The sequence below is a fragment of the Gardnerella rara genome (assembly GCF_055452355.1).
Window position 1 is genome coordinate 202,692 of record NZ_JBVBJP010000001.1, and the last position, 13,225, is coordinate 215,916.

Here is a 13,225-nt window from a genome sequence, read left to right on the forward strand (position 1 = left end):
TACGATATTCTGCGAAAACATAAGAAAAATGCGCATAAAATAAATTAACTCGGCGTGTCGTGTGGAAAATGGCATTATTTCAACGTTTTTATAGTGTTGTCTAATGTCATTTTAAGAAAATTAATGACTTTTTTTAAAAATGTCCACACGTATAGCAAAACACCATTAAAATAGTTAAGGTGTGTGTTGAAGATTTAGCAATTTTCTTGCAAATTTTCTTCGCACAAAAGGAAACTACAAACGAAACGATACGTGAGGATCAATGGCAGAAGGAAGCAACGGAAGACGTCGTTTTTCTGATAAGTGGGGCAAACACGAGCTTGATGTGCTCGCCGTGTTGTCTTCCGCATTCCCACAATGGCTGACTTCGCGTCAGATTGCACAAAGAGTTAAGGCATATGCCGATTCTTATGGAGAGCTTGCTGATCAGGCTGCAAAGGCTGCTTTTGCAAAGCAGTTCCAAAGAGACCGCGCAAAGCTTGCAGCTATGGGTATTGCAATTGAATCTCGCCAGCCTGAATATTCTTCTAAGTCTGAAGGCCAAGATTTTGCATCTTACAGATTGCAGCTTGGGGATGAACCTCGCGTGCGTATTCGTTTTGAGCAAGAAGAGCTTCCAGTGCTTGCCGCAGCTAATTATTTGGCTCGCTCTATGTCGATTTCTTCTTCTGAATCTCATAAAGTAAATCAGCAACATTCTTCTGCGTCTCGTACTGCTCCTCGAGTTCCACAAACTCCTATTCCAGGCCTTGGATTAGATTCAATTGCTCCTGGTCTTGGAACACAAACCATTCCAGATGCTTTAGTCAAGGTTATTGATTCTAGAAGGTTTGCCGCAACAGTTGACGTTGACGGAGAACATTTAAACGTTGCATACACCGATTCAGACGATTTAGCAATGTTTGTTCTTGAACATCCTGGCTCTTGTGTTGTTAGCCCTCAAGAAGCTGTTGATGCTTTCCACCGTAGGCTTAATGCTGCAACAGAATTTATTGCTTGCGATGAGAATTATGTTGATCAAAGCGATAAGTCTGTAGCAACTGGCGAAGAAGATAATCAAGATAGTGCAGAAAATGATTCAGACAAGTCTCGTCAAAAAAAGACTTCTTTCCAAACTGGAAGCGAAGTTGATCGTAGGCTTAGGCTAATGCTTTTCCTTTCTGCTCATCTTGGCGAAGAATTCCCTCTAAATGAGCTTGCTATGAGGTTTATTGGCAAGCCTAAGAACGACGACGAGCTTCGCAGATTTGTTGCGATTTTACATAAAGATATCAATACGCTTACTACGGTTTCCGACGATGGCGAAATGGCTGGCAGTCAGTTCTTTGACATCGATTGGTCTCTTTTGGAAGCAGAAAGCATTGTTTCCGCCACAAATTCCTTGGGTCTTGAGCGTTTAGCTGGCGTATCTCAACAGTATATGAGCATGCTCACTGCTTCTGTTAATTATCTTGCACATTCTCCGCTTTTGCCTCTTGAGCAAAGAGACCAAGCGAAGACCTTGTATATGCGTTTGCGTAGGCATGTTAGCCCTGGAGATACTCCTTGGCTAAGTCTTACAGGCTACGAGGTGGAGCCTAGAAATTGCTCTATTGTTCGCAGTGCAATCAACTCTGGTTCCTTAATCGATATGGAATATACGGATGGCGCTGGTAGGACTCGTAGAAAAGTTGTTGCTCCTTCTAAGATTTTTGTTGATGAAGGCGTGTACTACGTTGCTGTTTGGACGGATGTTGAAAATCAAACTCCAGAAGATAAGCGCAGCCTTGTTGCAAAAGACACTTCGATTAACAAAGCAAATGGTTTGCCTAGAATTTGGCAGGTTTTGCGCGTTGCCAGAATTGAGCATGCAGAGGTTATTGCCCCTATTTGCCCTGTTGAAATTCCAGATGTTCCTGTAAGCGAACTTAGAAAGTGGAGCTTCGACAATGGCACGCAAACATGCTTTATTACAGATGAGCCAGATTTGAACTTCTTAAAGAGTCTTTCTGGAGCCACTGTTGAGCCTTGTGGAGCTGGTGTTAAGGTTCACTTAACGGTTTCTTCCGACTCTTGGTTTGTGGCATTTTGCATTGCTCATGCTCGTCATATTAAGGCTGTTTCTCCAGAAACTTTGCGCACTATGATTATTGCTAGAGCTCAAAGGGAGTTAAGTGTAAATCATAGCGATTCCCAGAACGCGGAGGCTTAAAATGCCATCGTGGATTTGGATTCCTATAACTCTTTTTTCGCTTAGCATGATTGCCCTTGGCTTATTTGTCATAATTAAGGGTGCATTGCGTATTTTTACCAATGTTTCCAATCTTTCCAGCAGCGTTATTAAGTGTTTTGACAAGCTGCAAAGCAGTGAAAATTCAGTAAAAAAGAATACCGATCCATTTTTTACGCGTCCTATTAGTGATGCTGCGCAAAGTGTGGAAGATGCTCGTGTTCAAGTTTTAAAGCGCCGCGAACAAGTGGGGGACTTGCACAGAACTGTTTGGCAGCATTGGAACGATATGTCACTGCGCAAAGAAGATATTGACAATCCTAATTTTACGGAATCTAAAGAATAGTTTATGACCACGCTCCCTTTATCTCCCGCGCAACGATTTAGTGCGTTTCGCAAGACTTTGCAACACTCTAAGTCGATGGCAGCTAAATTTGAAAGTTCTTTAAGTTTTGACTTAGATGATTTTCAGGTTGAAGCTATTGATGCTCTAGAAAATGGGGACAATGTTCTTGTTGCAGCTCCTACAGGCGCTGGTAAAACGGTTGTAGCAGATTTTGCTGTTTTTTTGGGCGTTAATCGTGGTGTTAAAACGTTTTATACAACTCCAATCAAGGCTCTTAGCAACCAAAAATATCACGATTTTTGCGAAGTTTATGGATCTAATAGAGTTGGTCTTTTAACTGGAGATACATCTGTTAACAGCGAAGCAGATATTGTTGTTATGACAACAGAAGTCTTACGCAATATGCTTTATGAGCGTTCAATAACGCTTAATTCACTTGGATTTGTTGTTTTAGACGAAGTGCACTATTTAGCAGATAAATTCCGAGGCGCAGTTTGGGAAGAAGTTATTATTCATCTTCCACAAAACGTTAAAATTATTGGCCTTTCGGCTACGGTTTCTAATGTTGAAGATTTTAGTGCATGGATTTCTTCTGTTCGCGGAAATACGCATTTGATTGTTGATGAGCATAGACCTGTTCCTCTTGAACGCCATGTTATTATTCAAAAAGATGCTAGAACAGAGCCAGAGCTTATTAATCTTTACGATACAGACAAAAATGGCAATGTAACAAATCGCGTGAATCTTGCTTTAACTAGAAAATTAAGCCAGTGGGAAAACACTGCTTTACGCAAAAAATCTTCGTATTTAAGTAAAGACAAACGATTTTCTAAAAGTAGATTCTCTAGAAGAAAATCGCGCGAGCATTCTAGCGATTTGCCAAAAAACTCCAAGTCTTCTTTAGCTGTTCGCCACACTCCTAAAAGGTGGGCTGTTATTGACGAGCTTGATTATCTTAATATGCTTCCTGGGATTTACTTTATTTTCTCCCGTTCGGGCTGCGATCAGGCTGTTCAGCAATGTTTAAACGCTGGATTAGCTCTTACAAGTGACGAAGAAATGTACGAGATTCGTAGAATAGTCGATTCAATGATCTCGCAAAATAAGCTTTCTAAAAGTGACTTAAAAGCGCTTAGATTTGAACGCTTTAGATATGCTCTAGAACAAGGATTTGCAGCTCACCACGCTGGTATGATTGCAATTTTTAGGCATATTGTTGAAACTCTTTTTGAGCGCGGACTTATTAAGATTATTTTTGCTACAGAAACTCTTGCTTTGGGCTTAAATATGCCAGCAAGGAGCGTTGTTGTAGAAAAGCTAGTTAAGTATGATGGCACAGGCCATGTTCCTCTTACTCCTGGCGAGTTTACTCAGCTTACTGGCAGAGCTGGAAGGCGTGGAATTGACGATATTGGCCATGCGGTTTTAATAGATAATCCTGATTTTGACCCAGCCAAAGCGGCTTCTCTTTCTAGTAAACGAGTTTATCCTCTTCACTCTAGCTTTGTTCCAACCTTTAACATGGCTGTTAATCTTCTTAATAACAGCGATGCTAAAACAGCTCGCATAACGCTTAGTAGTTCTTTTGCTCAGTGGGAAGCAAATGCTTCTGCAACGCGCCTTTTAAGCCGCATTAAAGAGCTGCAAGAGGCGATTAGTGGCTATGAGCAGGCTTTTAAATGCTCTAGTGGCGATTTTGCTGAATTTATGACGCTTAGAATGCGCCTTAAAGACGCTCAGCACGACCAGCGTAGAAAACTTAAGCACATGCTGTTTGCTAGCGATTTAGAGCGTTCTAATGCCTTTAAAGAGCTGGATAACACTATTGCTAGCTTGCGCAGCCAAGAAAGAAATCATCCTTGCGCAAATTGCCCAGATATTCAAAGTCACTTGCACTGGGGCTATTATTGGGCAAGGGAAACAAAAGAGCTAAATCAAGTTAAAGAACGTTATAACTCTAGAACTGGCTCTGTTGCAAGATGTTTTGACCGTATTTGCAACGTTCTCTGCAGCTTGGACTACTTAAAAGAAGCCGATAATACGTTTATTTTAACCAATAAAGGCCAGCTTCTTAGACGACTTTATAACGAACTCGATGTTGTTTTTGCGCAAGCCATTTGCGAAGGCATTTTTAATAATTTAACGCCTATTGAACTTTTGAGTTGCGTATCGTCTTTGGTCTATGAATCTAGAGGACCTGTGGGGTCTGAGCCAAGAAGATATCCTGGGGGATTGAACGGCGCTGTATTTAACACCGTTTCTAAAATGAAGGAATTGTTTATGCGCATAAGTTATATGTGTATAAACAATCATCTTGACGCATTGCGTCCGCTTGATTTTGGTGCTGTAGATCTTATCTACGATTGGGCGCAAGGAGCGGATTTGCTAGATATTTTGCAAAATACAGATATTACTGGCGGCGATTTTGTTCGTTTTGCTAAAAGACTTATAGACTTGCTTAATCAGCTTGCTGTTCTTGGTGATTATCTAAAGATTTTGCCTAATGTAGATGATTCTTTAGCTCATAATGCGTATGAGGCAGTTCAGATAATTAATCGTGGGGTAGTAGCCTATTGCGATGTTTAGTCTTTTGCACGTTTAGTCTTTATAGTCCGTGCAATTCGCTAGCTTTATAATGGAAACTAAAAGGAGAATATAATATGGCAGAACGCAGTTTACGAGGTATGAGCATTGGTGCTAAGTCGCTAGAATCCGACGATAATGTTGATTTTGCGGCTCGTAACGATGTTACCTATGTTTGCCCTAAAGGGCATAGGACTATTCTCCCGTTTGCTCAAGGTGCGGAAATTCCAGAAGAATGGGAATGCCGTTGCGGTGCATTAGCGCATAAAGAGGGCGATGCAGATAGGCCAGACGACGATTTTAATAAGCCTACTCGCACTCATTGGGATATGCTTTTAGAGCGTAGAAGCGAAGATGAGCTTAAGGCTTTGCTGGATAAGCGCCTAAAGATGCATCACGAAGGTTGGATTCCTGATTACGAGTAATCTAATCTTTAGTTAGTTTTGCGTGATTTAATTAAATTCTTAAATCATTTTTAGGGAAACGCCATGAAAGTTGTTTTGCTTGATTTAGATGGCACTTTAACTCAATCGCATGCTGGAATTATTGCATGTGCTAAAAAGGCCATGAGTGATTTGGGTATGCAAATTCCAGACGAAGAAGAAATGCTTCGTTTTGTAGGCCCGTCTATTCTTGAATCTTTTCAAAGAAATGGCATGCCAAAAGATTTGCAATCCGAAGGTGTAAAGCTATATAGAAAGTATTATTCCGAAGTTGCAACTTTTGTAGATCCGCAAAATCCCAACGGTAGTAAAATTACGGGAAGTCTTTTAAACAAGGTTTATGAAGGAATCCCAGAACAATTAAAGAAACTACGTGAATCTGGATATTATCTTGCTACGGCGTCTTGCAAGCCAGAATATCAGGTTAAGCCTATTTGTGATTATTTTGGTTTAACAGATTTGATTGATGGAATTTATGGTGCAAGTACCGACATGTCTAGGATTAAAAAAGACCAAGTTATTCGCTACGTTTTAAAAAATATTGGTTTTGACTATTCGCTAGATAAGGCTTTAATGGTTGGCGATCGTTGGACAGATGTTGACGGCGCTTTAGCATGCTATATTGATTGTCTTGGTTGCGCTTGGGGTTATGCAGAGCCTGGTGAGCTTAAAAAGCATGGCGCTTATAGAATAATCGATAATGTTTGTGATTTAAGCAGTGCCGTAGACGAGTATTTTGAAGATACTTGCAATAGATAATCAATAGATAATATAGATAATATTTACCCGATAATGTACGTTATGTCAGATTAGGTATAAAACACACAAATCAAAAATCCTTGACTACACGCACTACTTCGATTACTTTATCTATTTAAATGTGCTACTTGAAAAAGATTCTAATCGAAGATTCTTTAGATTGAAGATTCTTTAGTTAAATCAGCTCGTACCTGCTTAACAATACATCCAACCGCAATTGCAAAAACCGCTGAGCCGCCTTCAAGCATGTTAAACATGTCTTCTTGATTATTGTTGCATTCCATAACAGATTGACCGTTACAAATTATAGTCATATTTTCCAGATGACTAATGCTATAACAATTTAAAAAGACTATAGCGGTTGTAACGTTTGTAAGATTCACGCCAGCGTCCAAAAGACGCTTAGCTACCGCCATAATAGAAATGTCTTTAAAGGAATATAAACGCCTAGAGCCAGATCCATGAGAAGGATTAATCGAAGGCTCAATAATGTTCTTTCTAGCCCAATAATCAAGCTGCCTGTAGGTTATACCAGCAATCTTCATTGCAACGCTTCCGCGGTATCCTACAGACTCCTCTCCATCGCTAGAAAAAGCAAACAACTCCCCTTGCACTGGCCGATTATTTTGAGGCGAATCAACCAGCGCATTCTTTTTAGAAGAGTTTTTTAACACCATTATTGTTTATTGATTGTTTATTGTTCGCTTACCGTTTACTAACAGCGCCTTGTGTAAAGAACATTAAGCGGTACTTGCCAATCATAATCTCATCGCCATTATTAAGAATTGCTTCATCAACTCGATTGCGATTAACATAAGTTCCGTTTAGGCTACCAGCATCTGCAATGCTAAAAACGTTCCCATTCCTTCTAAATACCGCATGCGCTCTAGAAACTGTAGAATCGTCAAGCATAATGTCTGCTCTAGAATCGCGCCCAACCGACACAACATCCTCATCTAACAAATAACGAGACCCCGAAACTGCTCCACGCGTAGAAATAAGCAATGCAGTACCAGGAAGCAGCTTAGATATTGTATCTAAATCGTCCTTTTTTAGTGGGCGATCTGCACTAGAGTTTACAGGAATAGTTATTGCTGGCATGCCAATAATGGTTGTTTCTCCAGCTGTAGGAATCGGTTCAGTCATAATTGCTATTCTACCTTCTTATTCGACTGGTTTTGCATATTGATATTGTTTTGGTTCGCGTGTTGAACGAATCTCAACCTCTTCAGGCGTTGAAACATATACGGAAGCGCCGAATTTAACCTTTAATCTAGATCCAACTCCCCCAGCAATATTTACGGCGTTTTGCAAATTCTGAGCGTCACCAATTGCCTTAACAATATAAGGCGGATTAATATCAATCCCATCGCAAAGTAATCCATGCTTAGTGTCGGAAATATAAGTGGAGGTAACAATACGAATGTCGTTAATAGACATAACCTCCACTCCAGCGTTGCGAAGCTCCTCTATAAGCTGGAACATTGTTGCAGCATCTACGCGTTCCTTTTCTCCAGCGGTAATATGAATAATCACACCTTTTCCAACAGCTGGCAAACGCCCAGAAATCAAGCCATTTGTTTGTGAATTTTGCTTAGCAATTCTAGCAGCCTCTTCTTGTTTATTAACGGATGCTTTTAACGAATTAAGCTGACTTGTTAATTCAAACTTTCGCTGCTCAAGATTTTGGATTTGAGAATTAGTTTCCGTAATTAAACGAGTAAGCTCATCTTCGCTCATAGTTTGATAAACTAGAGTGCTTCGATTTACTTGAATCATATAAGCAAAACTAAGTAGTGCACAAAGAAGCATAACAAGCAAGCCTGTTAGAATGCGCGTTCGAGTAACATGACCTTGCAAAGAAGGCTTATTCTTTCGTTTAACAATTGGGAAAGAGCCTGTTTGAGTGCGGTCGCTTTCTCGATCCCTAGCATGCTGGCGATGCAATTTTTTAACAATATTATCTACATTCTTATCAATGTTTTTATTGTTTAATAAATCATCGTCCATATTGTTTTTTGAAGTATTTGCAAATGGATGTTTCATATTATCCCCTGAATATAAAACGACGAATTGCAGAAACGTTAGAGAAGATTCGTATTCCCAGAACAACAATAACAGCAGTCTGCAGCTGAGCACCAACTCCAAGCTGGTTACCAAGCAAAACTAAGAGCGTTGCAGCAATAACATTCGAGAAGAACGAAATAACAAACACTTTATCGGAGAAGCTGCGCTCAAAATAAGCTCGAGCAGCGCCAAGAAGTGCATCTAGTGCAGCAAGCACCATGATTGGCAAATATGGTTGAATAATCACTGGAATATCAGGATGCACCACAATGCCAATAAGCGCTCCTAGAATCAAACCGAGAATAGCTGTCATAACCTATTTCCTATCTTTCCTATCTTCTACTCGATAATTCTTTTGCAAAATTGACTTCTCCCGTACCTGCTGCAGACAATTTTAAGTTGTTAGCAGACGAAATTTGCGGATTAATACCAGCATTGCTAAGAGACGTAAACCACGAGGAACGTCTTTGAGAATTTAGCTTTTCTATAAGACTTGAACTGTCCCCTATTGCCTCAATTGTATACGGACTTTGAGTTTGATTAACGCCAACAAGAATTGTTGATCCTGCAGTACGAATTGATGTTTGCGAGCCAATTCTGTAACCGTTAACCGATATTGCTTCTGCTCCAGCATCCCACAGAATTGAAACAAAAATCTGAATATCTCGGTCGCTAACAACCTTAATTCTAGCTCCTTTAGACATTTCTCTAGGAAGAGAGCCATTTGAAACATCATTGCTAGCGGAAATAGGATTTGCAATAGTTAAAACAACACCAGGCCCATATACAGCGTGAGTGCCGTTAGTCATGTTATCGGATTTATCTACCTGATTTTCGTACGGAGTGTTAATTCTTTTAGACTCTCGATCTACGTTAGCTCGAAGCTTTGCTACTTCTTTAACAAGACTGTCAAACCTGTTTGCATGAGCAGTAAGCTCATTTGCAAGCGATACGCGTATAGCTTTACGAGAATCTGCATGTAGTTTACGCACAAATTGGCTTCCAACAGTGCCAACAGCAATACAAATAATAAAAACAATTATTCTTGTAATCCAAATGCTAAGCTTGCTAACATTTTGTTTGTTTAGCCTAGAATCCATAAAAAGCGGATCAACTGGCCTATTGCTTAAATCATCGATTAGTCTAAGAGAATAATCCTCAAGCCGCCTACGCCTATCTCTATGCGATGAAAAAGTGTCTGACGAATTAGTTACATGATGAGTGCCAAGCGAAAACACAGATTTTGAAAATACAGCTCTGCGTTTTGAAAACAGAACAACCGTTGGCGCAGGAAAAGACTTTGGAATAGTGCCATTGGAGGCAGAATCCCCATTTTGTTTTAGATTAGAAGTCTTTTGCACCATTATAAATCCGTTTTATTTAACCGCTTCTCAATAATTATAAGCTTATTTGCTCTTTTTTATTAGTAGCTTATACGCTTGTATGCAATATAATATTCCAGCAAACCAATAAAGCGTTATTCCCCAAATTGCGCATGCAATTGCCGCAGCATACAATATGAACATTGGCTCTGTTGCAATAGCGTAAACAATCATAAACAGTACAATAGTTACCATTAACAGTGCTGTTCCAGTTTTGCCCATAAAGTTTACAGGCAAAGGACCATAATCATATTGCGCAAGAATCACAATTAAAATGGCCATTATTACGTCGCGCAAAACAACTAAGCCCAAAGCCCACCACGGAATAATCTTTGCAAATGCGAGGGCTAATGTGCTGCAAACAATAAGAAGCCTATCTGCAATAGGATCCAAAATTTGCCCTAATTTGCTAACTTGATTAAAAGTTCTAGCAATATAACCGTCGGCACAATCCGAAAACGCAGATATTGCAAGAACAATTAGCGCAAGCCACATTTTGTTTTGTGCAATTAAAATAGCAAGATACGGTATTGAGCATATTCTTAAAAAGCTAATAACATTTGGCACGGTAAGAACACGATTAAGTGCTTCAGGGCTGTATTCTTTGCTAGAAACGAATTTAACCATACCAAATTCCCTTAAAAATCTTACTAAAATCTAAAGCTTTATGCGTTGAAATGTTGCCAATAATAAAACATTGGGGCATTTATATGCCCCAATAAAAACAACTTTTCTATGCGCGCCAAGCTTCTTGAGCAATATTACGAATAGAATCAATTGCTTGAGCTGGGCTACTTGCTCCGTAAACTGCAGAGCCAGCAACAAGAACATCTGCTCCAGCTTGTGCAACTGTGGCAGCAGTAGATGGGCTAACTCCACCATCAACCTGAATATGGGTGTTTAAGCCACGACGAGTAATCTCATCGCGTAAGCGGCGAACCTTGTTCATTTGATTGCTTAAGAACTTTTGACCGCCAAAACCAGGCTCTACAGTCATAATAAGAACCATGTCAAACTCATCTAAAATATCGAAAATAGGTTCAACTGGTTCAGCTGGACGAACAGCAAAGCAAGCTTTGCAGCCCATGTCTCTAAGCTGACGAGCCAAGCGCACAGGAGCATGCGTTGCGCCCATGTGGAAGCTAACAGAACTTGCTCCAAGCTTTGCGTACTCTGGTGCCCAACGATCTGGATCTTCAATCATCAAATGAACATCAACTGGAAGATTTGTAACTTCGCAAATGCGTTTTACAATCGGCTCCCCCAAAGTTAGATTAGGTACAAAATGATGATCCATAACATCAACATGAACAAGATCAGCGTTGGAAATTGCTACAAGATCTCTTTCAAGATTGCAAAAATCCGCAGAAAGAATGCTAGGTGCTATTTGTATATTCATGTGTTCCATTCTAGGAAAAGCAAGCGACTAGAAAGCAAAAAATTAACGATTCTGCTTAGAATCTTCTTTGCCTTCATTTCTTGCATTTACTTTTGCTTTGGATTGTAATTCGCGCTCGCGCTCGTCTGCAGTAATGTCAATTAAACGATTTACAAGATTTGTTCGCGATTTTTTACTGTTTTGCAAAATAACAAAAACAATAATCGAAGCAATAAAAATAGCAATCGATACCCAAACGTTAATTCTCACTCCAAGGAAAGTGTGTGAAAAATCAATGCGCAAAGCTTCAATCCACATTCTTCCAGCCGTGTACCACATTACGTAAAGAACGAACTGCGATCCAGACTTAAGCTTGCTTTTAAGAACTTTGCTAAAGCATATGAGTAAAGCTGCACCTGCAAAATTCCAAAGCATTTCGTACAAAAACGTTGGGTGGAAAAGTGTACCTTCTGGACACGTAAGGCCATCGTAGCATCTTTCGCTATGACCAATTGCATTGGATGCAGAATAATTAAGTTTTAATCCCCACGGAAGCGTTGTAGGAGCGCCATAAAGTTCTTGATTAAACCAATTGCCCAAGCGCCCTATACCTTGTGCAATAAGCAGAGCAGGAGCTACAGCATCGGCGAGTAGGCTTATTGGATATTTTCTGTACGCGCACAGTGCACTAGCAGCCAAGGAACCAAGTATTACTCCTCCCCAAATCCCAAGTCCACCATTCCAAATCCTAAATATTTCTAGAAAATCGCCATTTGCGCCAAAAAACTTTTCGGGAGTAGTAATAACATGATAAAGACGCGCGCCAATTATTCCAAAAGGAAGACTTACAAGAGCAAGGTCTAAAATTTGGTTAAAATCTCCGCCTTCTCGCTTCCAGCGCTTGTTAGTAATCCAAATTGCAACTAACGCTCCAGCAAGAATTGAAAGTGCATAAAATCTTAATGTAATCGGTCCAAATGTAATTTGAGAAATACTTGGACTAGGAATAGAGCAAATCGTCATATTCTTTACTTTCCTTTATTTAACCAAAACGTGACTGCTATTTTGCTAAGCATGTTCTAATAAATAATTAAGACCAAAAAGTACAGATAAAGATTAGAATCCAACCGCTTTAATTAGTGCCATTAAAACAGGCGCACACAGCAATATTGAATCTACTCTATCTAAAACACCGCCATGACCTTTAAGCAAATGACCCATGTCTTTGATTCCAATATCTCGCTTAAGCATTGAAGCGCATAAATCACCAAACGTTCCGACTATTCCAGACAAAACACCCATAACAGCAGGCATCCACCAGAATTTAATCCAGGATTGACCGTAGAAGCCGGCAACAATCGCATAAGCGCCAATCAAAGCAAAAAGCATAGACCCTACAAGGCCTTCAACTGACTTTTTTGGAGATATGCGTGGAGAAAGTTTATGCTTGCCTAGCCAAGCTCCAGAAAACAGCCCGCCAGTATCGCTTAATGCTGGCAAGAATATAAGCAACATTGCATGTGCTACAGCTTGCTTAGAATCTGCAATAGATAAAATAATGCAAGAAGCAAGCAAAGGAATGTACAAAACCACAAACAACGAAACAGCTGTATTGGTAAAATTATTCGCCTTTGTGTTTTGAGAAGTTGGGTGTTGCAGCTTTTTTTCAACTGCGCGCAAAGTTCTTTTTGAAACAGTGCTATTTAAAGTTGCAAAAATAACAGTTAGCAACAAAGAGGCAGTTATTCCGCTTGCCATTGCAACTGCATGCCATTTTGCATAAAAAGTTGAAAAAATTGTAATAACTGAGCAAATAGACAGCACTGCAAAAGGAATTCTAAAACCTGCCGTTGCAAAATCAACATGCAATTCCCACAATGCAAGAAGCATAAAAACAGTTAGAAGAACCACAAAAGCATCTATGCTTACAAGAAGGCATGCCACAATTATTGCAATCAGAATAACTGCTGTTGCAATAGCTTGTGGCATGTTTCTGCCAGTTCTTTTGTTTATATCTGTTAAAGCTTCGTGGGTGTCGCTTGCAGCATTAGAATCCAA

14 protein-coding genes are annotated in these 13,225 nt (G+C 39.9%); 5 read left to right on the top strand and 9 right to left on the bottom strand.

Annotated features, from left to right (window positions below; translation table 11 throughout):
• The first annotated feature begins 262 nt into the window (after window positions 1-262).
• The 5 genes from ACZ0NX_RS00830 (at window position 263) to ACZ0NX_RS00850 (ending at window position 6,340) form a co-directional block, all read left to right on the top strand.
• On the top strand, window positions 263-2,191 hold the full coding sequence (locus tag ACZ0NX_RS00830) for a helix-turn-helix transcriptional regulator (RefSeq protein WP_464404975.1): 1,929 nt from the start codon (window positions 263-265) through the stop codon (window positions 2,189-2,191).
• A gap of 1 nt (window position 2,192) precedes the next feature.
• Window positions 2,193-2,555, top strand: a complete 363-nt coding sequence (locus ACZ0NX_RS00835) for a hypothetical protein (RefSeq protein ID WP_415688534.1) — start codon at window positions 2,193-2,195, stop codon at window positions 2,553-2,555.
• A 3-nt stretch (window positions 2,556-2,558) separates the two neighbouring features.
• Window positions 2,559-5,141, top strand: coding sequence for a DEAD/DEAH box helicase (locus tag ACZ0NX_RS00840; protein ID WP_464404977.1), 2,583 nt, complete (start codon window positions 2,559-2,561; stop codon window positions 5,139-5,141).
• 74 nt (window positions 5,142-5,215) lie between these two features.
• Complete coding sequence (locus ACZ0NX_RS00845) at window positions 5,216-5,563, top strand: RNA polymerase-binding protein RbpA (protein ID WP_060786687.1); 348 nt, start codon at window positions 5,216-5,218, stop codon at window positions 5,561-5,563.
• Between the two features lie 63 nt (window positions 5,564-5,626).
• Window positions 5,627-6,340 (top strand): HAD hydrolase-like protein, encoded by a 714-nt coding sequence (locus tag ACZ0NX_RS00850; RefSeq protein ID WP_464404979.1) that lies wholly within the window; start codon window positions 5,627-5,629, stop codon window positions 6,338-6,340.
• A gap of 155 nt (window positions 6,341-6,495) precedes the next feature.
• Here the strand turns inward: ACZ0NX_RS00850 and ACZ0NX_RS00855 are convergent, their stop codons facing one another.
• The 9 genes from ACZ0NX_RS00855 to ACZ0NX_RS00895 all read right to left on the bottom strand — a co-directional run bounded on the left by ACZ0NX_RS00855 (window position 6,496) and on the right by ACZ0NX_RS00895 (window position 13,225).
• Window positions 6,496-7,017 (bottom strand): MerR family transcriptional regulator, encoded by a 522-nt coding sequence (locus ACZ0NX_RS00855; RefSeq protein WP_415688536.1) that lies wholly within the window; start codon window positions 7,015-7,017, stop codon window positions 6,496-6,498.
• Window positions 7,018-7,045: 28 nt separating this feature from the next.
• Window positions 7,046-7,486: an FHA domain-containing protein gene (locus ACZ0NX_RS00860; RefSeq protein WP_060786690.1), complete on the bottom strand. Its 441-nt coding sequence runs from the start codon at window positions 7,484-7,486 to the stop codon at window positions 7,046-7,048.
• Between the two features lie 18 nt (window positions 7,487-7,504).
• Window positions 7,505-8,386, bottom strand: a complete 882-nt coding sequence (locus ACZ0NX_RS00865; protein WP_081090908.1) for a DUF881 domain-containing protein — start codon at window positions 8,384-8,386, stop codon at window positions 7,505-7,507.
• A gap of 1 nt (window position 8,387) precedes the next feature.
• Window positions 8,388-8,720 (bottom strand): small basic family protein, encoded by a 333-nt coding sequence (locus tag ACZ0NX_RS00870; protein ID WP_060786691.1) that lies wholly within the window; start codon window positions 8,718-8,720, stop codon window positions 8,388-8,390.
• A 19-nt stretch (window positions 8,721-8,739) separates the two neighbouring features.
• Complete coding sequence (locus ACZ0NX_RS00875) at window positions 8,740-9,771, bottom strand: DUF881 domain-containing protein (protein ID WP_464404981.1); 1,032 nt, start codon at window positions 9,769-9,771, stop codon at window positions 8,740-8,742.
• Between the two features lie 42 nt (window positions 9,772-9,813).
• Window positions 9,814-10,416, bottom strand: a complete 603-nt coding sequence (locus ACZ0NX_RS00880; RefSeq protein ID WP_060786693.1) for a CDP-alcohol phosphatidyltransferase family protein — start codon at window positions 10,414-10,416, stop codon at window positions 9,814-9,816.
• Window positions 10,417-10,522: 106 nt separating this feature from the next.
• On the bottom strand, window positions 10,523-11,188 hold the full coding sequence (gene rpe, locus ACZ0NX_RS00885) for a ribulose-phosphate 3-epimerase (protein ID WP_060786694.1): 666 nt from the start codon (window positions 11,186-11,188) through the stop codon (window positions 10,523-10,525).
• A 42-nt stretch (window positions 11,189-11,230) separates the two neighbouring features.
• Window positions 11,231-12,190 (bottom strand): prolipoprotein diacylglyceryl transferase, encoded by a 960-nt coding sequence (gene lgt, locus ACZ0NX_RS00890; RefSeq protein ID WP_464404983.1) that lies wholly within the window; start codon window positions 12,188-12,190, stop codon window positions 11,231-11,233.
• A gap of 93 nt (window positions 12,191-12,283) precedes the next feature.
• Entirely contained in the window at window positions 12,284-13,225 is a 942-nt protein-coding gene (locus ACZ0NX_RS00895) for a phosphatidate cytidylyltransferase (protein ID WP_464404985.1), read from the bottom strand.

What these genes read in the sequence shown, in the direction of transcription:
- ACZ0NX_RS00830 (WP_464404975.1), top strand. Translation starts at nt 263, where the DNA reads ATGGCAGAAGGAAGCAACGGAAGACGTCGTTTTTCTGATAAGTGGGGC.
- ACZ0NX_RS00835 (WP_415688534.1), top strand. Translation starts at nt 2,193, where the DNA reads ATGCCATCGTGGATTTGGATTCCTATAACTCTTTTTTCGCTTAGCATG.
- ACZ0NX_RS00840 (WP_464404977.1), top strand. Translation starts at nt 2,559, where the DNA reads ATGACCACGCTCCCTTTATCTCCCGCGCAACGATTTAGTGCGTTTCGC.
- ACZ0NX_RS00845 (WP_060786687.1), top strand. Translation starts at nt 5,216, where the DNA reads ATGGCAGAACGCAGTTTACGAGGTATGAGCATTGGTGCTAAGTCGCTA.
- ACZ0NX_RS00850 (WP_464404979.1), top strand. Translation starts at nt 5,627, where the DNA reads ATGAAAGTTGTTTTGCTTGATTTAGATGGCACTTTAACTCAATCGCAT.
- ACZ0NX_RS00855 (WP_415688536.1), bottom strand. Translation starts at nt 7,017, where the DNA reads ATGGTGTTAAAAAACTCTTCTAAAAAGAATGCGCTGGTTGATTCGCCT.
- ACZ0NX_RS00860 (WP_060786690.1), bottom strand. Translation starts at nt 7,486, where the DNA reads ATGACTGAACCGATTCCTACAGCTGGAGAAACAACCATTATTGGCATG.
- ACZ0NX_RS00865 (WP_081090908.1), bottom strand. Translation starts at nt 8,386, where the DNA reads ATGAAACATCCATTTGCAAATACTTCAAAAAACAATATGGACGATGAT.
- ACZ0NX_RS00870 (WP_060786691.1), bottom strand. Translation starts at nt 8,720, where the DNA reads ATGACAGCTATTCTCGGTTTGATTCTAGGAGCGCTTATTGGCATTGTG.
- ACZ0NX_RS00875 (WP_464404981.1), bottom strand. Translation starts at nt 9,771, where the DNA reads ATGGTGCAAAAGACTTCTAATCTAAAACAAAATGGGGATTCTGCCTCC.
- ACZ0NX_RS00880 (WP_060786693.1), bottom strand. Translation starts at nt 10,416, where the DNA reads ATGGTTAAATTCGTTTCTAGCAAAGAATACAGCCCTGAAGCACTTAAT.
- rpe (WP_060786694.1), bottom strand. Translation starts at nt 11,188, where the DNA reads ATGAATATACAAATAGCACCTAGCATTCTTTCTGCGGATTTTTGCAAT.
- lgt (WP_464404983.1), bottom strand. Translation starts at nt 12,190, where the DNA reads ATGACGATTTGCTCTATTCCTAGTCCAAGTATTTCTCAAATTACATTT.